Annotated in this window: 19 protein-coding genes; 12 read left to right on the top strand and 7 right to left on the bottom strand. The window is 58.3% G+C overall.

Going from position 1 to position 21,029, the window contains the following annotated elements; genetic code table 11:
• Window positions 1–15: 15 nt before the first annotated feature.
• Complete coding sequence (locus ACMYSN_RS00850; RefSeq protein WP_462496640.1) at window positions 16–492, bottom strand: 4Fe-4S dicluster domain-containing protein; 477 nt, start codon at window positions 490–492, stop codon at window positions 16–18.
• A complete protein-coding gene (gene ygfT / locus ACMYSN_RS00845) occupies window positions 489–2,429 on the bottom strand; it encodes a formate-dependent uric acid utilization protein YgfT (RefSeq protein WP_462496639.1) in 1,941 nt (646 codons plus the stop codon). Before ygfT ends, ACMYSN_RS00850 begins: the two co-directional genes overlap by 4 nt.
• A 419-nt stretch (window positions 2,430–2,848) precedes the next feature.
• On the opposite strand from ygfT, the gene ACMYSN_RS00840 reads away from it, so the two are divergent.
• Together ACMYSN_RS00840 and fdhF are read left to right on the top strand one after the other, a co-directional pair.
• Complete coding sequence (locus ACMYSN_RS00840; RefSeq protein ID WP_123754625.1) at window positions 2,849–4,294, top strand: nucleobase:cation symporter-2 family protein; 1,446 nt, start codon at window positions 2,849–2,851, stop codon at window positions 4,292–4,294.
• 242 nt (window positions 4,295–4,536) lie between these two features.
• A complete protein-coding gene (gene fdhF / locus ACMYSN_RS00835; protein WP_462496638.1) occupies window positions 4,537–6,684 on the top strand; it encodes a formate dehydrogenase subunit alpha in 2,148 nt (715 codons plus the stop codon).
• Between the two features lie 60 nt (window positions 6,685–6,744).
• On the opposite strand, the gene ACMYSN_RS00830 is transcribed toward fdhF, so the two are convergent.
• From ACMYSN_RS00830 to ACMYSN_RS00820, 3 genes are all read right to left on the bottom strand, one after another.
• Window positions 6,745–7,203 carry a (2Fe-2S)-binding protein gene (locus tag ACMYSN_RS00830; RefSeq protein WP_462496637.1) on the bottom strand — a complete coding sequence of 153 codons (459 nt, stop codon included), beginning with the start codon at window positions 7,201–7,203 and terminating at the stop codon, window positions 6,745–6,747.
• 44 nt (window positions 7,204–7,247) lie between these two features.
• On the bottom strand, window positions 7,248–10,463 hold the full coding sequence (locus ACMYSN_RS00825; RefSeq protein ID WP_462496636.1) for a molybdopterin cofactor-binding domain-containing protein: 3,216 nt from the start codon (window positions 10,461–10,463) through the stop codon (window positions 7,248–7,250).
• 304 nt (window positions 10,464–10,767) lie between these two features.
• Complete coding sequence (locus tag ACMYSN_RS00820; protein WP_174510005.1) at window positions 10,768–11,538, bottom strand: DeoR/GlpR family DNA-binding transcription regulator; 771 nt, start codon at window positions 11,536–11,538, stop codon at window positions 10,768–10,770.
• Between the two features lie 92 nt (window positions 11,539–11,630).
• On the opposite strand from ACMYSN_RS00820, the gene ACMYSN_RS00815 reads away from it, so the two are divergent.
• A complete protein-coding gene (locus ACMYSN_RS00815) occupies window positions 11,631–12,014 on the top strand; it encodes a VOC family protein (protein ID WP_331850958.1) in 384 nt (127 codons plus the stop codon).
• Window positions 12,015–12,074: 60 nt separating this feature from the next.
• On the opposite strand, the gene ACMYSN_RS00810 is transcribed toward ACMYSN_RS00815, so the two are convergent.
• Complete coding sequence (locus ACMYSN_RS00810; RefSeq protein WP_462496635.1) at window positions 12,075–12,983, bottom strand: VirK/YbjX family protein; 909 nt, start codon at window positions 12,981–12,983, stop codon at window positions 12,075–12,077.
• Window positions 12,984–13,286: 303 nt separating this feature from the next.
• Between ACMYSN_RS00810 and ACMYSN_RS00805 the strand changes: the two genes are divergently transcribed.
• Window positions 13,287–13,427 carry a hypothetical protein gene (locus ACMYSN_RS00805; protein ID WP_434584464.1) on the top strand — a complete coding sequence of 47 codons (141 nt, stop codon included), beginning with the start codon at window positions 13,287–13,289 and terminating at the stop codon, window positions 13,425–13,427.
• Between the two features lie 45 nt (window positions 13,428–13,472).
• Here the strand turns inward: ACMYSN_RS00805 and ACMYSN_RS00800 are convergent, their stop codons facing one another.
• Complete coding sequence (locus tag ACMYSN_RS00800) at window positions 13,473–14,366, bottom strand: LysR family transcriptional regulator (protein WP_462496634.1); 894 nt, start codon at window positions 14,364–14,366, stop codon at window positions 13,473–13,475.
• Window positions 14,367–14,508: 142 nt separating this feature from the next.
• Between ACMYSN_RS00800 and ACMYSN_RS00795 the strand changes: the two genes are divergently transcribed.
• The 8 genes from ACMYSN_RS00795 to cspF all read left to right on the top strand — a co-directional run bounded on the left by ACMYSN_RS00795 (window position 14,509) and on the right by cspF (window position 20,995).
• A complete protein-coding gene (locus ACMYSN_RS00795; RefSeq protein ID WP_462496633.1) occupies window positions 14,509–15,216 on the top strand; it encodes a CoA transferase subunit A in 708 nt (235 codons plus the stop codon).
• Window positions 15,217–15,218: 2 nt separating this feature from the next.
• Window positions 15,219–15,875: a CoA transferase subunit B gene (locus ACMYSN_RS00790; RefSeq protein ID WP_462496632.1), complete on the top strand. Its 657-nt coding sequence runs from the start codon at window positions 15,219–15,221 to the stop codon at window positions 15,873–15,875.
• Window positions 15,876–15,884: 9 nt separating this feature from the next.
• The gene (locus tag ACMYSN_RS00785; protein ID WP_462496631.1) at window positions 15,885–17,066 is read left to right on the top strand and encodes an acetyl-CoA C-acetyltransferase; all 1,182 of its coding nucleotides are present in this window, start codon (window positions 15,885–15,887) and stop codon (window positions 17,064–17,066) included.
• Between the two features lie 11 nt (window positions 17,067–17,077).
• A complete protein-coding gene (locus tag ACMYSN_RS00780; protein ID WP_462496630.1) occupies window positions 17,078–18,001 on the top strand; it encodes a 3-hydroxyacyl-CoA dehydrogenase family protein in 924 nt (307 codons plus the stop codon).
• A 43-nt stretch (window positions 18,002–18,044) separates the two neighbouring features.
• Window positions 18,045–19,439, top strand: coding sequence for a GntP family permease (locus ACMYSN_RS00775; RefSeq protein WP_217426891.1), 1,395 nt, complete (start codon window positions 18,045–18,047; stop codon window positions 19,437–19,439).
• 36 nt (window positions 19,440–19,475) lie between these two features.
• Entirely contained in the window at window positions 19,476–20,246 is a 771-nt protein-coding gene (locus ACMYSN_RS00770; protein WP_462498173.1) for a Rossmann-fold NAD(P)-binding domain-containing protein, read from the top strand.
• Window positions 20,247–20,372: 126 nt separating this feature from the next.
• Window positions 20,373–20,585, top strand: a complete 213-nt coding sequence (locus ACMYSN_RS00765; protein WP_462498172.1) for a YnfU family zinc-binding protein — start codon at window positions 20,373–20,375, stop codon at window positions 20,583–20,585.
• A 197-nt stretch (window positions 20,586–20,782) separates the two neighbouring features.
• Window positions 20,783–20,995, top strand: a complete 213-nt coding sequence (gene cspF, locus ACMYSN_RS00760; protein ID WP_123754639.1) for a cold shock-like protein CspF — start codon at window positions 20,783–20,785, stop codon at window positions 20,993–20,995.
• Window positions 20,996–21,029: the final 34 nt, after the last annotated feature.

The raw sequence follows: 21,029 nt of genomic DNA, 5'->3' as shown, positions 1-21,029 counted from the left end.
GGCCAGCATGTTTTTTTACAGCGTTAACAGACTAGCGGTGGCAACGTTACGCTGCTTTTGTAATGCCGCCAGCGTCTCTTCGGTCATCACGCTAAGCGCCGCGGTCGGGCAAACATCCATGCAGGCAGGCCCGCGCTCGCGCCCCTCGCACAAATCGCATTTGACGATCGCCGGTGGATGTTCGGCGGCGGTCACAACGGTGATAGCGCCAAAGGGGCAGGCCACCACGCAGCCCTGACACCCGATGCAGCGCCCGGCATCGGCCTCTACCCGCAAGCTCCCCATCGTGAGCACCCCGACCGGACAAGCAGTCACGCAAGGGGCGTTTTCACACTGATGGCACATCACCGGCACGCTGAGGGTATCGAGGCGCATCACCTTCAGACGCGGATGAAACGCCGCGCCTTCGGCCACATGCGACAACGCGCAGGCAACCTCACAGGTGCGACAGCCAATGCAGGACTGCGGACTGGCAACAATAAAATGCGTCATACCTCCTCCTTGTGCCTGAACAACGCCAGCATGTCGTTGGCCGCCTGACGCCCGGCCACCATCGCCGTCACCACCAGGTCAGCGCCGTGCACCGCATCTCCGCCGGCAAAAATTTTGTCATTACCGGTCTGCGTAACGCCGCGCCCTTTGCCGCCGGTGCAGATCTGCCCCCAGCGGTCGAGCTGAACGCCCTGCCCGCGCAGCCACGGCATCTCGTGCGCCTGGAAACCAAACGCCATCACCAGCACATCCGCCGGCAGTTCAAATTCGGATCCCGGCACCGGCTGCGGTCGACGACGTCCGTCGGCCCCTGCCTCGCCCATTGCGGTACGGATCATCCCGACCGCACTGACCTGACCTTTGCGGTTACGCAGAATGTACTGCGGCTGAACGTTAAACTGGAACTCGACCCCTTCTTCGCGGGCGTTCACCACCTCTTTTTTCGACCCCGGCATGCTGAGCTCATCGCGGCGGTAGGCGCAGGTTACGCTGGTTGCCCCACGGCGGATCGCGGTACGCAGGCAGTCCATCGCCGTATCGCCGCCCCCTAGCACCACCACCCGTTTGCCATTAATCTCGGTCAGCGGGTACTCCTGACTCTCTTCAATCCCCATCACCTCACGGGTGCTGGCAATCAAAAACGGCAGCGCCTGAATCACCCCCGGCGCATCTTCACCTTCCAGGCCAGCCGCCATCAGGCCGTAGGTCCCGACGCCGAGAAACACCGCGTCATATCCTGCCACCAGGTCGCTAAAGGCGACATCGCGCCCCACTTCGTGATTGAGATGGAAGGTAATCCCCATCTCGCTGAAGATCGACCTTCGGGCCTGCAGCACGCTTTTGTCCAGCTTAAAGGGCGGGATGCCGAAGGTCAGCAGGCCGCCGATTTCCGGATGCTTGTCAAAGACCTCCACCTGTACGCCCGCACGGGCGAGGATATCCGCGCACCCCAGGCCCGCCGGGCCAGCACCGACCACCGCCACCCGCTCTTTTCGCGCAGTGATATTACCGACGTCGGGCCGCCAGCCCATCGCCAGAGCGGTATCGGTGATATAGCGCTCAAGGTTGCCGATGGCGACCGCCCCGCTGCCCTTTTTCAGGGTGCAGGCCCCCTCGCACAGGCGATCTTGCGGGCACACCCGACCGCAAATTTCCGGCAGGGAACTGCTTTGATGACACAGCTCCGCCGCCGCCATCACATCGCCCTCCTGAACCAGACGAATAAAGTCCGGGATGTGGTTATGCAGCGGACAGGTCCAGTTACACCAGGCTTTCTGTGCACAGTAGAGGCAGCGCTCGCTCTCGTACTGCGCCTTGTCGGCGTCCAGCCCGTGGTAAATCTCGGCGAAGTGGGCCTTACGCGCCTCAGCGTCGGCTTTTTTCGCGCCGACGCGCGGTACCTTATTCAGCAAGGCTTCGCGTCGGTCCTGTTGCCGAGGCGCAAACTCCTGCCCCTGAGCAGCACGAATTTGCCGTTCACGGCGCAGCCGCTCGATAGCGGCATCATCCATCAGCGTCAGCGCCTGCGTCGGGCAAGCGGCTACACAGGACGGCTGACCAGAGGGATGTTCACTACAGAGATCGCACTTCTGCGCCAGCAGCGGCTGCTCATCCCCGGCGGCGGCCATTTCAATGGCGCCAAAAGGACAGGCGATCACGCAGTTTTTACAACCAATGCAATCTGCCTGCTTAAGCTGAATGCTGTTATTCGCCCTATACAGTGCCTGCGTCGGACACGAGGTGACGCAAGGGGCATCGTTGCAGTGGTGACAGGTAGTGGCACTGCTCTGCTTATGGTAGAAGACAACGTGGATACGCGGAAGAAAGTCACGACGCTGTGTCGGCCAGGCATCCTGATGATGTCCCGTCACACAAGCTATCTCACAAACATGGCAACCAATGCAGCGGGCGGCATCGGCGACAATAAATCGATTCATGTGCGTCCCTTTTATTATTCTGAATAAGTACCAGGGTCACGATGCAATAATCAGGCGCTTTTTACGCCCCGCTGTCTGACAGGTTCATTTTTGCGAACCGCCTCAAAGAAACAAGCACCCGCTCTCCGGCCGGGCCAACACCCGCCCACGGCACGCTGAATCATCTTGCGATTCAGAATGATTTGATTCCTATCATAATGAGACGTTTCAGCGTCTCGCCCGCCACAAGACCCCGCATGACCGTCACACAAACGGTACGTTCTGTGACCATCGACGCATTTCAGCAACGTTCTGCCGCACTTGCCAAAAACTGGCACTCCCTAAGCATATTCCCTGCAGGTCTTTGTCATTGTTATTTATCCCTCTTCCCGACCCCCGTCTCTTAGAGAGGCACGTCGGATAATAAGGAGTAAAACAGTATGAGCGCCATTGATTCTCAGCCACCATCGGTCTCTGGCAGCCCCCACACAACAGATGAGGTGGATCGTGTCTTGTCTCCGGGGAAGCTGGTTGTTTTGGGTTTGCAGCACGTTCTGGTTATGTATGCCGGCGCCGTCGCCGTGCCGTTGATGATCGGGGACAGGCTGGGGTTAAGTAAGGAGACGGTCGCGCTCCTGATTAGCTCCGACCTGTTCTGCTGCGGCGTGGTCACGCTGCTGCAATGTATCGGTATCGGCCGCTTTATGGGGATTCGTCTGCCGGTCATTATGTCGGTGACCTTTGCCGCCGTGACGCCGATGCTGGCGATCGGTATGCACCCCGATATTGGCCTGTTGGGGATTTTCGGGGCGACAATCGGCGCCGGGATCATTACCACCCTGCTGGCGCCGCTTATCGGGCGGCTGATGCCGCTGTTTCCCCCGCTGGTCACCGGGGTCGTTATCACCTCTATCGGCCTGAGCATTATGCAGGTCGGGATCGACTGGGCCGCCGGCGGTAAAGGCAACCCCGATTACGGTAACCCGGTCTATCTGTGCATTTCCTTCGCCGTGCTGCTGTTTATCCTGCTGGTCACCCGCTTTGCTAAAGGGTTTATGTCGAACGTCGCCGTGCTGCTGGGGATCGTGTTCGGCTTTTTTCTGTCGATGATGATGAATGAAGTGAACCTGACCGGCCTGAATGACGCCAGCTGGTTTGCGATAGTCACGCCGATGGCGCTGGGGACGCCGGTCTTCGACCCGATCTCAATTATCACCATGACCGCGGTGGTGATCATCGTGTTCATCGAGTCGATGGGGATGTTTCTGGCGCTCGGGGAAATTGTCGGTCGCAAACTCACGCCGCAGGATATCGTGCGCGGGCTGCGTGTAGATGGTATCGGCACGCTGTTTGGTGGACTGTTCAATAGTTTCCCGCATACTTCATTTTCCCAGAACGTCGGTCTGGTCAGCGTGACTCGCGTCCACAGCCGCTGGGTTTGCGTCGCATCGGGAGCCATTCTGATCATGTTCGGGATGGTGCCAAAAATGGCGGTACTGGTGGCCTCTATCCCGCAGTTTGTGTTGGGCGGCGCGGGGCTGGTGATGTTCGGTATGGTGCTGGCGACCGGCATCCGTATCCTGGCGCGCATCAACTATTCCACCAACCGCTACAACCTGTATATCGTTGCCATCAGCCTTGGCGTGGGGCTGACGCCAACCCTGTCGCACGATTTTTTCTCAAAATTCCCGGAAGTGCTGCAGCCGTTGCTGCACAGCGGCATCATGCTGGCCACATTCAGCGCGGTGACGCTCAACCTGTTCTTCAACGGTTACAACAAACATACCGGCCTGATCCCCGACAGCCAGGCCGCGAAACGTCAGCCACGCACCATGCGCATGTGGTTACTGATGCGCAAAGTTAAAGAACACCAGAACGAAGAGTAACCCTCGCTGCCGTGGCGCCGGAGCTGGTTCTGGCGCCACTCGCTTTTTCCGCGCAGGTCCTGCGCCACTTCAGGAGCCATTGCCATGCTATTACGCGTTGCTTGTGCTGCCACCGTTATTGCCCTGCTGAGCCTGCCTGTGGTCCAGCACGCCATTTATCTTTGCCTCAATAGTCGCTTTAATTTTTGGCTTTTTTTTAACCACTGAGCCTGCGTTTCGCTCTGACGAGGATAATTATCATAATGAAAAACGTGATGACCGTATGCCCCTACTGCGCCGCCGGCTGTAAGATCAGGCTGGTGACCGAAGCGGGGAACATTCTCTGTGCTGAAGCCGCCATGGGGAAAAATAACCAGGGAACCCTGTGCCTGAAAGGCTACTATGGCTGGGACTTTATTAACGATACCCAGATCCTCACCCCGCGTCTGAAAACCCCGATGATCCGCCGTCAGCGTGGCGGCAAACTGGAATCCGTCTCCTGGGAAGAGGCCCTCGACTACGTCGCCACCCGCCTCAGCGAGATTAAAGCCAAGTACGGCCCGGATGCTATCCAGACCACCGGCTCATCCCGCGGCACCGGCAATGAAACCAACTATGTGATGCAAAAATTCGCACGCGCCGTTATTGGTACCAATAACGTCGACTGTTGCGCGCGCGTCTGACACGGCCCTTCGGTTGCAGGTCTGCACCAGTCGGTCGGTAATGGCGCCATGAGTAATGCCATCACAGAGATTGATAACACCGATCTCGTGTTTATCTTCGGGTACAACCCGGCAGATTCACACCCCATCGTGGCGAATCACGTGATTAACGCCAAACGCAATGGGGCGAAAATTATCGTCTGCGATCCGCGCAAAATTGAAACCGCGCGCATTGCCGATATGCACATCGCGTTGAAAAACGGCTCGAACATCGCGCTGCTCAACGCCATCGGGCATGTCATCATCGAGGAAGATCTCTACGATAAATCCTTCGTGGCCAGCCGTTCTGAGGGCTTCGAGGAGTATCGCAAAATCGTCGAAGGCTACACGCCGGAGTCGGTGGAAGCGATCACCGGCGTCAGCGCGCAGCAAATCCGCGAATGCGCCCGGATGTACGCCAGCGCCAAATCCGCCGCGATCCTGTGGGGCATGGGCGTCACCCAGTTCTATCAGGGGGTGGAGACCGTCCGCTCGCTGACCAGCCTGGCGATCATGACCGGCAACCTCGGTAAACCGAGCGTCGGCGTCAATCCGGTGCGCGGGCAGAACAACGTCCAGGGTGCCTGCGATATGGGCGCGCTGCCGGATACCTATCCGGGCTACCAGTATGTGAAGTTCCCGGAAAACCGCGAGAAGTTCGCCAGAGCCTGGGGCGTCGACAGCCTGCCGGAACACACCGGCTACCGCATCAGCGAGCTGCCGCACCGCGCGGCACATGGCGAAGTGCGGGCGGCTTACATCATGGGGGAAGATCCGCTCCAGACCGACGCCGAGCTGTCCGCCGTGCGTAAAGCTTTTGAAGAGCTGGAACTGGTTATCGTCCAGGACATCTTTATGACCAAAACCGCGTCGGCGGCGGATGTGATTTTACCGTCAACGTCGTGGGGCGAGCATGAAGGCGTCTATACCGCCGCCGACCGTGGCTTCCAGCGCTTCTTTAAAGCGGTAGAGCCGAAGTGGGACCTGAAAACCGACTGGCAGATCATCAGTGAAATCGCCACCCGGATGGGCTACCCGATGCACTACAACAACACCCAGGAGATCTGGGACGAGTTGCGGCATCTGTGCCCGGATTTCTACGGTGCCACCTACGAGAAAATGGGCGAGCTGGGCTACATCATGTGGCCGTGTCGCGACGAGTCCGATGCCGATCAGGGGACCTCTTATCTGTTTAAAGAGAAGTTTGATACCCCGAACGGTCTGGCGCAGTTCTATACCTGCGACTGGGTTGCGCCGATTGACAAGCTGACCGACGAGTACCCGATGGTGCTCTCAACGGTGCGTGAAGTAGGCCACTATTCGTGTCGTTCGATGACCGGCAACTGTGCGGCGCTGGCCGCGCTGGCGGATGAACCGGGCTATGCGCAAATCAACACCGCCGACGCCGCGCGTCTGGGGATTGAAGATAAAGCGCTGGTGTGGGTCAATTCGCGCAAAGGGCGGATCATCACCCGTGCCCAGGTCAGCGACCGGCCGAATAAAGGGGCGGTCTATATGACCTACCAGTGGTGGATTGGCGCCTGTAACGAGCTGGTGACCGAGAACCTGAGCCCGATTACCAAAACGCCGGAGTACAAGTACTGCGCCGTGAACGTTGAGCGCATCGCCGATCAACGCGCCGCCGAGCAGTATGTGATTGACGAGTACAGCAAGCTGAAAGCCCGCCTGCGCGAAAGCGCCATGGGTTAACAAAGCCGCCTCCCCGGAGGCGGCCGGACTGCACGACCCGTCGCCCCCGGTGCTGCACGGCTACGACTTTAAGGCATGGTGGATTGAATCCAGGATCGGTTGATAGCCGGTGCAGCGGCAGATATTGCCTTCCAGCACATCCTTGAGCTGCTCATCTGTCGGGTGCGGTTCGGCGGTCAACAGCGCGGTGGTGCTCACCAGCACGCCCGGCGTACAAAAACCGCACTGCACGCCCCCTTTTTCGACAAACGCCTGCTGAAGCTTCTGCGTCAGCGGGTTATCGTTCAGCCCTTCGAGGGTCGTTATCTCCGCCCCGTCACACTGCCCCGCCAGAATCATACAGGAACAGACGGCATTGCCATCCATCAATACCGTACAGGCCCCGCACTCCCCGATGGAGCAGCCCTCTTTGGTAGCGGTCAAATGCAGGGTATCCCGCACCAAATCCAGCAGCCGCATGCGGCCCTCAACCTTTGCCTTCACCAGCTTGCCATTCACCTTCACGTTAATTGTGCTCATTGCTCAGTCCTGTACAGGGCGACGCCGCGCCCCGGTTGTAATAATTATTTCCCGTGGGCCAGCTGCGCCTGCGCCATCATGTCGCGGAACATGCTGATAAAGACCGGCTGTTTGTAGGCGGCAGACCAACGCTTGCCGATGGCGGCATAGATCAGCTTATCCAGCACCTCGCAGGCGCTCTCCACGGTGTCACTATTCAGCACATGGCCCGTCAGACAACGTTCGACATCCAACAGCCGCTGCGGCTTGCTAAACAATGCACCATCCACTAGCCGGCAGTAGCTGACGGCACCGTCGCTATCGAACTCCATCAGCGCGCTCAGGCTCTGGCGGGTGATATTCAGCGCATTGCGGCGCCCCAGTTGATGATAAAAACCGGCGGCGTGCGGCCTGGCCGGCGGCGGCAGGATCACCTTAGTCAGCAGTTCATCCGCCTGGCGTTGGGTTTTGTAGCCGGAGAGCACAAACTCACTCAGCGCCATCCGCCGCACGCCGTGCAGCGAGCGCAGTTCGATACTGGCATCGTAGAGAATGGCCGGCGGGAGCGAATCACCGCAGGGCGCGGCGTTGACGATATTGCCGCCGATGGTGGCGCGGTTGCGGATCTGGTGCGAGCCTACCGTATGACAGGCCTGCACCAGCAGCGGATAGCGTTCGCGCAGCAGCGGATGCTCGGTAATACGATTGAAAGCCATAGCAGCGCCAATCATCACCTCATGGGTGTGCGGATCTTCCGTTATCCCGATCAGTTCCGGCAGGCGGGAAATATCCACCAGCTTCATCGGCCGGGTTTGCAACCGTCCCTGCACAATGACATCCGTCCCGCCCGCAATCGCCGTCACCCCCTCCTGGGCCAGCAGCGTAAGCGCCTGTTCCAGACTTTGCGGACGAACCACCTCTACGTCGGTCAACCGCAGCACCTGTTTTTTATTATCCGCCTCGATCATCAGTTCACTCTGACGCGCCGGTTTCTTCAGGTTATAGCCGAGGATCACCTGCTCCAGCGTCAACGGCAGCTTATTGAACCGCGTCCCCAGCGCGAAACTGACCGCGTTGTTGATCGCCGCAGCAGCCAGTTCGGTGGCCGGCTCGCCGATCCCCTTCGCCCCCATCGGCCCGGCAATATCCGGGTTCTCAACGCCAATCACCGTCATGCGCGGAATATCTTTGATGGTGGGCAACAGGTAGCTGTCGAAGTTTTCTGACTTCACCTGGCCGTGCTCGATATTGAAATCTTCCAGCAGCGCATAGCCAAACCCCTGGGCGATACCGCCGCACACCTGCCCTTCGAAACCCACCGGATTGAGGATCCGCCCGACGTCATGCGCGGCGGTCACGTGCAGCAGGTCGGTTTTCCCGGTGCTGGTGTTCACCCGAACTTCCGCCACCTGGCAGCCATAAACCCAGGTGAAATAAGGGCTGCCGCAGCCTTTTTCTTCGTCCCAGTGGATCGGCGGCGGCACAAACCAGCCGTATTCAGTCAGGCTGACGCTGGCCCACTTGGTTTTGTTCACCGCGGTTTTGAAAGCCATCTGCTGGCGAGGATCATGTTTGTTGATAATCAGGCCGTCCTGCCACAGGGTGTCCGCAAGCTCCTCGGTACCGATGGTGTCGCCCACCACGCTGAGAATGCGCTGCTTGATCTTCTCTGCAGCATCAAGAATCGCCCCGCCGCCGACCATGGTTCCACGCGTGGCCGCCGTTGAACCGCCGTCGCCAATCACCGAGGTTGGCGGCTCGCTGAAGTGGATCTCCGCAAGGTCGATACCAAAAGCTTGCGCGGCAATCAGCGACATGGTGGTCTGCAGCCCCTGGCCGTTTTCCGACACCGAGGTCGCGATATTGACGCTGCCGTCTTCGTTAACCTGAATCAGCGCCGTTGAGGTATCGACCCCTTCCGCCCCGATGGAGCAGCCGCGATAGCTGAGCGCCAGACCAATACCGTAGCGCCAGACGCCGCCCTGCTGGTTCAGCAGATGATAGCGCTGGCGTTTGGCCATAAACTCCGCCGAGCTGCTGGCTTTTTTCAGCACCTCGATCGCCGACACGGTGTGTTTATCAAAAACCTGCCCGGTGATTGAGGTGTCTCCCTGGCGCAGCGCGTTGATTTCCCGCAGCGTCACCGGCGACATGTTGAGGTAATCCGCAATCTCATCCATCAGCGATTCATGGGCATACACCACCTGCGGTGAGCCAAAGCCGCGCATCGCCGAGGTGTAGCTGTTATTGGTGTAGACCGCTTTCACATCGATGTGAACATTGGGGATACGATATGGCCCCGCGGCCTGCACCGAGGAGCGCCAGGTGACAAATGGCGAAGAGGCGGCATAGCCACCGCTGTCGGCGAGAATGGTGACTTTCATCGCCACAATATGTCCCGCCTCGTTGAGACCCACCTTGTACTTCATTTTGTAAGGGTGACGCTTGCAGCTTTCGATGATTGACTGCTCGCGGGTGTAGGTAAATTTCACCGGTCGCCCGGTTAAGCGGGTAAGCAACGCAGAGCGACAGGCCAGATGGTCAATCACATCATCTTTACCGCCAAAAGAGCCGCCCATCACCGCACGCTTAATGTTAATCATGCTTTGCGGGCAGCCCATAAATTTCGCGACAAAACCGCGTACCCGATGCGGGTTTTGAATCGAGCCCGAGATAATCAGGCTGCCGTCGGTCGGGTCTAACCAGCTGAGAACCACTTCCGGTTCGATGTAGGCGTGCTCCTGAAAACCGACTTCATACTCGCGTTCCAGCACGTGGCGGGCTTCGGCAAACCCCTTGTCGATATCCCCTTTGAGGGTGTGATGATGCGCGGCGATGTTGTCGCTGCGTTCGGGGTGTATCCGACGGGCGTCCGGCGCCAGTGCCTGTTCGATATCGGTGAGCGGCGTATAGGGCGTATAGCGGACACGAATTTTATCGGCAGCTTTACAGGCGGCTTCATAGGTAGTTGCGGCAACAACGGCGATGACGTCACCGTGAAAGACCACCTCATCTTTGATGATCGGCAGGTAGTCTTTCACAATTACGCCCACCACCGACTCCCCGGGAATATCCTGCCAGGTGGCGATCTTCACGACGCCGTCAACCGCCAGCGCCTCGTCTAAATCGAGCTGTTCAATTTTGCCCGCCGGGATATCCGCATAGCGACAAACCCCAAAGAGCATGCCCGGCAGGGTGATATCATCGCCATAAATGGCCGTTCCTTTGACTTTCGCCTGACCATCCACACGTCCTGGCGACGCTGAACGTAAAGCACACATAGCATTCCCCTTATTATTGACCGTTGTTGGCAAACCCGGCGCAGGCCTGATTCACCACGGGTAAAGCCTCATCGGGGACAACAAATCCAATATCTGTGCCAGAGTTATGCGGGCAGGCAGTTAGCGCTGCTTTTTGTGACTGCAAACGCAAAAAGCAGCGGCCGCAGGGAAAAATCGTGAGGATTGGCGGCTCGCCGGGCCGGAAAACGGCGGGCAAGCGGCGAAATTATCAAAGTGATAAAGGGAAATTTCTCAATTTAATAAAGGTCGCCTGTGCGGCTGCCAGCGACCCAAGACCGGAGGGTCAGACGGTATAGATGCGGATATCGTGCTCGCGGAAGGCATCGCGGTACTGTCGGCTGACGTTCTCCTCCACCACCAGCACATCGATCCCGCTGCTTTCGGTCACCACAAACCGGGCCACCGCCGGGATTTTATCGGAGGTCAGGCCGACGATTATCTCGCTGCACTGTTTAATCACCGCTTTTTTGAACTCACAATCGGCGTAGTCAAACCCGGTCAGGCCCGACTCCGGCGCCATCGCACAGCCGCCGATAAACCCTTGATCAAACAACACGCCCTGCAGCTGGGCCACCGCCGAGGCGCCGACGCAACCGCCCGAGGCCCGCTGCACCTGCCCGCCAAGCATCACCACGTCATAGCGCGGCTTTTTCAACAGCACCGCGGCGATTTCCGGGGAGTTAGTTACCACCGTCAGCGCCAGTTCTGCCGGCAACGCTTCGGCCATCGCCAGGTTGGTGGTGCCGGTATCGATAAAAATGCAGCCGCCGGGTTTCACCAGCCTTGCGCATTTCTGCGCGATCCTGAGTTTTGTTGCCGTATTTTTATCTTTGCGATCGCTGTAGTCGCCGGCTTCCGGCAGGTTCATAACTGCACCGCCGTAGACCTTTTTGCAAAAGCCATCTTTGCTCAGTTCATGCAGATCCCGGCGAATAGTGTGCTCTGAGACGTTTAAGCGGGTTGCCAGCTCCGCACATACCACCCGCCCGTTCTCCTGAAGGATCTGACAAATAAGCGCTTGTCGCTGCTGTGGGAAAGCTGCATAATCGAGCACGCAAACTCCTTTATTAACCTTAATCGAGCAATAAAGAGCATGATCATGCATTGGCCCTTGCTCTGTCAACCCGTCTTCTCAGGAGAGCTACCATGAAAGTCGCCCACATCGCCTTATGGACCCACCAGCTTGAGCAGCAGGCCCGTTTCTGGACCGGGTTCTTTAACGGCCAGATTAACGAGAAATACTGCAGCCAGACCAACCCCGGTTTTGAGTCTTACTTTGTGAAGATCGGCGACGACATCGCCATTGAACTGATGAGTAAACCAGGATTACAGCCGGGCGCGGCGGATAATAACCACACCGGCTGGGTACATCTGGCCATTTCGGTCGGCGGCGCGCAGCAGGTTGATGCGCTGGCGGCACAGGCACAGGCCGAGGGCATTCTGGTTTCCCCTCCACGCACCACCGGGGATGGCTATTACGAAGCGGTCATCAAAGACCCGGATGGAAACCTGATTGAAATCGTGGCGTGATTTGGCGGAAGATACCGGGCCAACAGCCCCCTGCTGGCCCGGTAATCTGTTAACGACAGGTTAACTGACGGGCAAAGACCCGCTAATTTGCCGCAGGACGGTCAGCATCTCCAGCTGCGCCAGCTCCTTCAAACCTTCGCGTTTGATAAACTGGCTGCGGTGCTTACTTTTCACCTCGGCGATATTTTTCCTGACCTCCTGTGCCGGTAATTTATACCAACCGCGACGATGTTTTTCTCCGCCGACTTCCAGCCACAGTGCCGCATAGCTGGTTTTTACCTGCTCGCTTTTCACGTGGAAATCAGAATCGACCGCATACAGCGCGTTAATATCGCTATGCTGTAAAAAGCCATACAGCAAAGAGATAATTAAATTTTTCGGCCGGGTACCGTGCAATGCTTTAGTCAATAGCTTGATCTCTTCAGAGGAAATATCCTTCCCGCCCTGAATACCGCCAATATAAGCCCGACCATCTGCCGTACAGGAAAAACAGATACTGTAGAGACGTTGTTCGCCCTGCAGCATTAACAGCATCAGTTCGCCCTCTTCCTGAAAAGGTGATGCCAGAAGATTCACCGTGATCTGCGCGCCGTCTTTTAGCGGGATCTCCGCCAGCGTCAGGCCAAATTCGCGGACGTTATACAGCTCCGCCAGCGCCGCCTTGCTGAAGGTTTTCTCCATAAAAATCAAAGAACCGTGCGCAATATCCAGCTTGCTTCTTTTGGACAGGGTTTTATTGAGGTAGGCTTTGAACGGCTTATCCTGAAAACTCACCAGTCCTTCGGTGGCAGCGGTTAAACGGGCGCAGGCATATTGTTCGCACAACGCCTGGTATTCTTTATATTTTCCTCCTGGCAGCGATATTTCTCTGCATTTACGTAAGACCTTTTTATATTCGAGTTTAATGTGACAGATTAACTTATTATTTTTTCGCCATTCTTTGATGGCAACTATTGTTGTTTGAGTCATTATTGAAGAACCATAGAATCAACCATAATCGCGGGCATAATATCATAATCAACTCAAGTCAACGGTGAATCACCAACTCGTTGTCGTTTCATTTAATATATAGCGAAACAATCTTTTCTGCGCTGTATAATTAAAACCAGCCCTCGTCAATACTTATTAGTGAGGATCTCAGCGCGCGAGTGAACGGACAATCGGGGCCGCGCATTATCGCTATGTGCGGTAGGCGCTGGCGCAGGGTTCATCCCCTCCGGGTTTTGCTCTATAATCTGTCGACAGTCAAAACAGAAGCAAAGTAGGTAACTCATGGAAATTGATCTCGACAACCTGGTATTCAGTGGTCTGGAAGAAGCGGAAGAGCGTAATGCCGAACGCCTCGAAGACGCCGACAAAAAAGCCCAGGCGATTGTTGCCGATGATGATTGCGGCGACGCCTGCAAAATCTGATTTCTGAACCGGCGCTCTGCGCCGGTTTTTTTGGCCTCAGCCGACTCAGCCCGGCGAATACGCTCCCTTCAGCGTCTCCAGTAGCGCCTGCGCCGCTTTTGACAGCTGCATATGCCCGGCGTGAATCACCCCAACGCACTTCTCAATCGGCGGATTGTCGAGCGGCAGACACACCGCGCCCAGCGCCTGCATCTGTGACTGACATAATGCCGGAACGGCACTGCCACCGAGGCCGCTGGCCACCATTCTGCCCACCGTTACCAGCTGGTGACTCTCCAGCGCCACATCCAGCTTACGCCCGCTGCGCGCCAGCTCCTCTTCCAGCATCAGGCGAACCGCCGAAGGCCGCTGCAGGGTAATAAAATCGAGGCTCAGTAGTTCGCGCCAGCAGAGACGATGCTTGCTGGCGAGCGGCGAGGTTTTCGGCACTATGGCGATAAACCGGTCAACCCCGAGCGGCGTAAACAGTAAATTATTGGTCGGCGCTGGTTCGAAGGCGATCCCCATCTCCACCCGCCCCTCGCGGACCATCTCAATCACCTGCTCGTTAATCACGTCATGCACCGTCACGTTGATGCCGGCGTAGCGGTCGCGGAAGGTTTTCAACACCTCAGGCAGCACGTTGGCCGCAAAAGAGGGCATCGCCGCCACCGAGATTTTACCGCGCTGCAACGTAAAGCTCTGGCGCATCGCCTCCTCGGCATTGTCCCAGTCAGCCAGCAGCTGGCGGGCCATAGGTAAGAAGATCTCCCCCTCCTGGGTCAACGTCACTTTGCGGGTGCTTCGCTGCAGTAAAGCCCCACCGAGCACCTCTTCCAGCCCCTTGATGGTCAAACTCAGCGCCGGCTGCGAAAGATTCAGTCGCTCGCTGGCATGGGCAAAATTCAGAGTGTGAGCTACCGCTAAAAACGCGCGTAACTGTTTGACACTCATTCTCATTTTTCATCCTGTTAACTGATTGAAAAAATTTAGTTAACAATAAATTAATAAGAAAACCAAATGAGTGGGTCACAAATTCAAAATTATCAAATCAGTCCGCGCCCCCAATGATAGCCCCATCGCAAGCCAGCAGAGGTGAATCATGGCAGGACTGGATAAGCGCGTCGACTGCTACGCAGCGGCGCTGGAAGGGTTAACGGATGGAATGACGGTGCTGGCCGGCGGTTTTGGCCTGTGCGGTATCCCGGAAAATTTGATTGCCGAAGTACAGCGCCGGAACGTGCAGGGGCTGACGGTGGTCTCCAACAACTGCGGCGTCGACGGTTTTGGCCTCGGCATTCTGCTGGAGAGCCGCCAGGTACGCAAGGTTGTCGCCTCCTACGTTGGCGAAAACGCCCTGTTTGAGCAACAGGCGCTCAGCGGCGAACTGCAGGTCGAGCTTACGCCGCAAGGTACGCTGGCAGAGAAAATCCGCGCCGGCGGCGCTGGGATCCCCGGTTTTTATACCGCCACCGGCTACGGCACTCCGGTGGCTGAGGGTAAAGAAGTCCGCGAGTTTGCCGGTAAACACTACATCCTTGAAGAGGCGATTACCGGTGATTTTGCACTGGTCAAAGGCTGGAAAGCCGACTGGTATGGCAACGTTATCTATCGCCATACTGCACAAAACTTTAACCCGCTGATGGCCACCGCCGGTCGGATTACGGTGGTCGAGGTTGAAGAGATCGTGCCCCCCGGTGAGCTCCCCCCTTCCGCGATACACACCCCCGGCATCTATGTCGATCGGCTGATTGTCGGTCAGTTCGAAAAGCGTATTGAGCAGCGCACGCTGCACACAAGGAGCCGCTAATCATGCTGACTCGCGAACAAATGGCCATGCGCGTCGCCAGAGAGCTGCGCGATGGCGACTACGTCAACCTCGGCATCGGGATCCCGACGCTGGTAGCCAACTATATTCCGGCGGGCATAGACGTGATGCTGCAGTCCGAAAACGGTCTGCTCGGCATGGGCGGCTTTCCGGATGAAGCGCAGCTCGACGCGGACATGATCAACGCCGGGAAACAGACGGTGACCGCCCGCAGCGGCGCGGCGATTTTCGACTCCGCGCAGTCCTTCGCCATGATCCGTGGCGGCCATGTTGACCTGACCGTCCTCGGGGCCTTCGAAGTCGACGTGGCGGGCAATATCGCCTCGTGGATGATCCCCGGAAAAATGGTGAAAGGCATGGGCGGCGCGATGGATCTGGTGGCCGGCGCGCAGAACATCATCGTGGTGATGACCCACGCCTCGAAAAGCGGCGAATCGAAACTGCTGGCGCAATGCACCCTGCCGCTCACCGGCGTCGGCTGCATCCGGCGGGTACTGACCGACCTCGCCCTGCTGGAGATACGCGACGGCGCTTTCGTGCTGCGCGAATACGCCCCGGGCGTCTCTCTCGACGAGATTGCCAGCAAAACTGCCGGACGATTGATCGTGCCGGACGACGTCTGCGAAATGCGTTTTAACTGAGGAAACCTAATGAACCAAGTCGTGATAGTCGGCGCCGTCCGCACGCCCATAGGCAGTTTTCGCGGTGTCTTCTCAACCCTTTCCGCCGTTGAACTGGGCGCCGAGGTGGTTCGTAGCCTGCTGGCCCGTTGTGCGTTACCGGCCGAGGAAGTCGATGAACTGATTTTCGGCCAGGTCCTGACCGCCGGCTGCGGGCAAAACCCGGCGCGTCAGACAGCATTACGCGCCGGTCTGCCGGTCAGCTGTCCGGCGGTCACGGTCAATCTGGTGTGCGGTTCCGGTCTGAAGGCGGTACAGCAAGCGGTGCAGGCAATCCGCAGCGGCGACGCGCAGGTGGTGATCGCCGGCGGCCAGGAGAGCATGAGCAATGCCCCCTATCTGATTGACGGCGCCCGGGCCGGGCTGCGGGTAGGCCATAGCAGCATGCAGGACAGCATGATCCAGGACGGCCTGTGGGATGCCTTCAATGACTACCACATGGGGATGACGGCGGAGAATCTGGCCGACCGCTATTCCATCGACCGCCAGCAGCAGGATGCCTTTGCCGCCCAATCCCAACTTAAAGCGGCAGCGGCAACCGAAGCGGGCCGCTTTGACGACGAGATCGTTCCGGTCACCGTCAAACAGGGCAAACAGCCGCCGCAGACCATTACCCGCGATGAGCAGCCGCGCCCGGACACCACCCCGGCGCAGCTGGCGCAGTTGCGCCCGGCATTCCGCCAGCACACCGGTTCCGTCACCGCCGGCAACGCCTCGTCATTAAACGATGGCGCGGCGGCGGTGCTCCTGATGAGCGCCGATAAGGCCCGAGAGCTCGGGCTACCGGTGCTGGGCCGCATCGTCAGCGCCGCCGTGGCGGGGGTCGATCCGGCGGTGATGGGCATTGGGCCGGTCAGCGCCTGCGAGATGGCGCTGGCACGGGCCGGCTGGCAACTGGATGAAGTGGAGCTGATTGAGGCCAATGAAGCCTTTGCCGTTCAGGCGCTGGCGGTGGGCCAGTCCCTCGGCTGGGAGGGCAGCAAGGTCAACGTCAACGGCGGCGCTATTGCGCTGGGCCACCCTATCGGCGCCTCCGGCTGCCGGATCCTCGTCACCCTGCTGCATGAAATGCAGCGTCGGCGCGCCAGTAAAGGGCTTGCCACACTGTGCGTCGGCGGCGGTCAGGGTATCGCTATGACGATTGCACGCTAACAGGAGTCACTATGTATAAACCAACGCTGGCGGTACTGGGTGCCGGTCTTATGGGGATCGGCATCGCCTGCCACTTTGCACGCCACGGCCATCGGGTGCGGCTTTACGACACCGACCCGGCACGCCTTGCCGAAGTCCCCGCCGTGGCCGCGGCCATTCTGCATGAATTGCGCGACAGCGGACAGTTCGACATCGCCGCGCAACCCGCGGTGCTGGCGCGTCTGGTCGGCACCCGCCATCTCGACGAGCTGGCGGAGTGCACGCTGTTGATCGAGGCGATCCCTGAACGTCTGCCGTTGAAGCATGCCTTGTACGCGCAGCTGGAAACGTTAATCGCCGCTGACGCCATCATCGCCAGCAACACCAGCGGCCTGCCGCCGGATCGTCTCGCCGAAGGCATGACCCATCCGAATCGCCTGCTGATTGCCCACTTCTGGCATCCGCCGCACTTTATTCCGCTCGTGGAAGTGGTGCCCGGGAGCGCTACCCGGGCGGAACTGCCGACGCTGGTCAGCGACTTTTTTACCACCACCGCTCTCGAAGCCGTGGTGCTGAACCGCGCGGCGCCGGGCTTTGTCGGCAACCGCCTGCAGTTTGCCCTGCTGCGTGAAGCGCTGCATATCGTCCATAGCGGCATCGCCTCTCCGGAGGTGGTTGACCGGGTTATGCGGGCCTCTCTCGGCCGCCGTTACGCAATGGTCGGCCCGCTGGAAGCGGCAGATATGACCGGGCTGGCGACGGTCCAGGATATCTGTCAACACCTGCTGCCGGAGCTGGCGAGCGGGACGCAAATGATGGACCTGGTGGCGGAGAAGGTCGCCCGGGGCGATACCGGTACCCGCAGCGGGCAAGGCTTTTACTGCTGGGATAACGCCCGGACGGCCCGCATCCAGTCGCGCCGGGAACACCTGCTGCGCTATGCCCTGAAACCGTAACTTCGCGAACTGTACCCAACAATAACAATGAGAGTGAGGTGTCGTGATGAGTGTTTTGATTGCCCTGGCCGCGCTGGCATTACTGATGCTGGCAGCCTATCGCGGATACAGCGTTATCCTGTTTGCCCCTATCGCCGCCCTCGGCGCGGTGCTGCTCACCGACCCTGGCGCGGTTGGCCCGACCTTTACCGGTCTGTTTATGGAAAAAATGGTCGGCTTCGTCAAACTGTACTTCCCGGTGTTCCTGCTGGGGGCGGTGTTCGGCAAACTGATTGAGCTGTCGGGTTTCTCGCGCTCCATCGTCGCCGCGGCAATTCGCATTCTCGGCCGCCGCCACGCCATTCCGGTGATCGTGCTGGTCTGCGCCCTGCTGACCTACGGCGGCGTCTCGCTGTTTGTGGTGGCCTTTGCGGTGTACCCGTTTGCCGCCGAGCTGTTCCGCCAGAGCGGCATTCCCAAACGGCTGATCCCGGCCACCGTGGCGCTGGGGGCCTTCTCCTTCACCATGGATGCCCTGCCCGGTACCCCGCAGATCCAGAACATTATCCCCACCAGCTTCTTCGGCACCAACGCCTGGGCCGCCCCCTGGCTCGGGCTTATCGGTTCGCTGTTTATCATCACCTTTGGCCTGTTGTGGCTGGAGCGTCAGCGTCGCAAAGCGCAGGCTAAGGGCGAAGGTTACGGCACGGATCTGCAAAATGAGCCGGATACGCCGGATAACATCAACCTGCCCCATCCGCTGATTGCCATTGCCCCTCTGCTGCTGGTTGGGGTGCTGAACCTGCTGTTTACCCGCTGGATCCCGCAGTGGTACGGCACCAGCCACGAGCTGGTTCTGCCGGGGTTGGCGAAACCCATCGTGACGGAAGTGGGCAAAATCACGGCGATCTGGGCCGTGGAAGCGGCGCTGATTTCTGGCATCCTGATGGTGCTGGTGTTCGGTTTTCGTAACATTCGTGGCCGTCTCGCGGAAGGCAGCCGGACCGCCGTCAGCGGGGCGATCCTCGCGGCGATGAACACCGCATCGGAGTATGGTTTTGGTGCGGTAATCGCCGCCCTGCCGGGTTTTCTGGTGTTATCCAAAGCGCTCACCGCCATTCCTAACCCGCTGCTCAATGAAGCGATCAGCGTAACGGTTCTGGCGGGGATCACCGGTTCCGCCTCCGGCGGGATGAGCATCGCGCTGGCGGCGATGTCAGAGACCTTTATCGCCGCGGCCCACGCCGCCGATATTCCGCTGGAGGTGCTGCACCGCGTGGCGTCGATGGCCAGCGGCGGAATGGACACGTTGCCGCATAACGGCGCGGTGATCACTCTGCTGGCGATCACCGGCCTCAGCCATCGTCAGGCCTACGGCGGCATTTTTGCCATCACCCTGATTAAAAGTCTGGCGGTGCTGTTTGTTATCGCTGTCTTCTACTTAACCGGTATTGTCTGACGGGCACGGTTTAACCGAATCACTAAGGAAAATATGATGAATCTGAACGGAAAAGTGGCGCTGGTCACCGGTTCAACGAGCGGCATCGGTTTAGGGATTGCCACCGTGCTGGCGAAAGCCGGCGCGCAGCTGATCCTTAACGGCTTTGGCGACAGCGCAGCCGCGCGGGCGGCGGTGGCTCAGGTCGGGAAAACGCCGGGCTACCACGATGCCGACTTGCGCGATGTGCAGCAGATTGAAGCCATGATGGCCTACGCTAACGCCGAGTTCGGCGGCGTCGATATCGTGGTCAATAACGCCGGGATCCAACATGTCTCGCCGGTGGAGAGTTTCGCCGTCGAGAAGTGGAACGATATTATTGCGATTAATCTCTCCAGCGTCTTCCACACCAGCCGCCTGGCGCTGCCCGGCATGCGGGCGCGTAACTGGGGGCGCATTATCAATATTGCCTCGGTGCACGGGCTGGTGGCCTCGAAGGATAAATCGGCCTACGTCGCCGCCAAGCACGGCGTCGTGGGACTGACCAAAACCCTGGCGCTGGAAACCGCCAGAACTGGCGTGACCTGTAACGCGATTTGCCCCGGTTGGGTATTAACGCCGCTGGTGCAACAGCAGATAGACAAGCGCATCAGCGAAGGCGCTGAACCCGAACAGGCCCGTGAACAGCTGCTGGCGGAAAAACAGCCGTCCGGCGAGTTTGTCACCCCGGAACAGTTAGGGGAGCTGGCGCTGTTTCTCTGCAGCGACGGTGCCGCACAGGTACGCGGCGCGGCGTGGAACATGGACGGGGGTTGGGTCGCACAATAAATCATCGTGGTCGCTCAGGAGGGGGGCGTCTGGCGCCTTCTGAGCGATAAACTGCTGCTACCCTCGCAGACCCGGCCCTGGCTTATTTTTGCCGATACACAATCATTCCGAGCTATTCATTTGATAATGATGTATGGTTTCAGGCCATTAAATCAGGAAGGAAATCATATGTCAGATCGAAAAAATAACAAAACCCGCCGTAATTACCTTGTAAAATGCACCTGCCCACATTGCTCACAAGATTCCGAACACAGCTTTAGCCGAGTACAAAAAGGCTCCCAGCTCATCTGCCCTTACTGCCACAAACTCTTCCAGACCACAGCGAAAACCGCTGCTTAATTGCCAGATACCAGACGCTGATTGTTCCACGAAATCCAATTTTGATTAGAGCTATCTGATCACCTTGAATGCCTGGTGCAATCGGTTGTTACTTTTGTGGACAAATCGAAATCTGCGCCGGTGAAAAAATAAAACAGATGGCTTTATCATTTATTTAATGTATAATATGCTGGTATTTATTTTCACAAGGATTTTATTTGTTCCAAAAAATGACAGGCATTGTCAAAGCGTTTGATAATAAAACCGGCAAAGGCCTTATAATTCCCTCCGATGGTCGTAAAGACGTTCAGGTCCATATTTCAGCATTATCCCCAGGCGAATCAGAAATAATTACTCCAGGTATTCGCGTTGAATTTCGTCGAGTGAACGGCTTGCGCGGCCCTACGGCAGCCAACGTCTATCTTTCATAATCTGCGCCCTGCCTTGACATCGCGCGCGGGTGAC

Source organism: Klebsiella sp. R445, from assembly GCF_051131755.1.
Taxonomy (GTDB): Bacteria; Pseudomonadota; Gammaproteobacteria; order Enterobacterales; family Enterobacteriaceae; genus Klebsiella; species Klebsiella lignicola.
This window is presented reverse-complemented; position numbering and strand designations above follow the sequence as displayed.

What these genes read in the sequence shown, in the direction of transcription:
- ACMYSN_RS00850 (WP_462496640.1), bottom strand. Translation starts at nt 492, where the DNA reads ATGACGCATTTTATTGTTGCCAGTCCGCAGTCCTGCATTGGCTGTCGC.
- ygfT (WP_462496639.1), bottom strand. Translation starts at nt 2,429, where the DNA reads ATGAATCGATTTATTGTCGCCGATGCCGCCCGCTGCATTGGTTGCCAT.
- ACMYSN_RS00840 (WP_123754625.1), top strand. Translation starts at nt 2,849, where the DNA reads ATGAGCGCCATTGATTCTCAGCCACCATCGGTCTCTGGCAGCCCCCAC.
- ACMYSN_RS00830 (WP_462496637.1), bottom strand. Translation starts at nt 7,203, where the DNA reads ATGAGCACAATTAACGTGAAGGTGAATGGCAAGCTGGTGAAGGCAAAG.
- ACMYSN_RS00825 (WP_462496636.1), bottom strand. Translation starts at nt 10,463, where the DNA reads ATGTGTGCTTTACGTTCAGCGTCGCCAGGACGTGTGGATGGTCAGGCG.
- ACMYSN_RS00815 (WP_331850958.1), top strand. Translation starts at nt 11,631, where the DNA reads ATGAAAGTCGCCCACATCGCCTTATGGACCCACCAGCTTGAGCAGCAG.
- ACMYSN_RS00810 (WP_462496635.1), bottom strand. Translation starts at nt 12,983, where the DNA reads ATGACTCAAACAACAATAGTTGCCATCAAAGAATGGCGAAAAAATAAT.
- ACMYSN_RS00805 (WP_434584464.1), top strand. Translation starts at nt 13,287, where the DNA reads ATGGAAATTGATCTCGACAACCTGGTATTCAGTGGTCTGGAAGAAGCG.
- ACMYSN_RS00800 (WP_462496634.1), bottom strand. Translation starts at nt 14,366, where the DNA reads ATGAGAATGAGTGTCAAACAGTTACGCGCGTTTTTAGCGGTAGCTCAC.
- ACMYSN_RS00795 (WP_462496633.1), top strand. Translation starts at nt 14,509, where the DNA reads ATGGCAGGACTGGATAAGCGCGTCGACTGCTACGCAGCGGCGCTGGAA.
- ACMYSN_RS00790 (WP_462496632.1), top strand. Translation starts at nt 15,219, where the DNA reads ATGCTGACTCGCGAACAAATGGCCATGCGCGTCGCCAGAGAGCTGCGC.
- ACMYSN_RS00785 (WP_462496631.1), top strand. Translation starts at nt 15,885, where the DNA reads ATGAACCAAGTCGTGATAGTCGGCGCCGTCCGCACGCCCATAGGCAGT.
- ACMYSN_RS00780 (WP_462496630.1), top strand. Translation starts at nt 17,078, where the DNA reads ATGTATAAACCAACGCTGGCGGTACTGGGTGCCGGTCTTATGGGGATC.
- ACMYSN_RS00770 (WP_462498173.1), top strand. Translation starts at nt 19,476, where the DNA reads ATGAATCTGAACGGAAAAGTGGCGCTGGTCACCGGTTCAACGAGCGGC.
- ACMYSN_RS00765 (WP_462498172.1), top strand. Translation starts at nt 20,373, where the DNA reads ATGATGTATGGTTTCAGGCCATTAAATCAGGAAGGAAATCATATGTCA.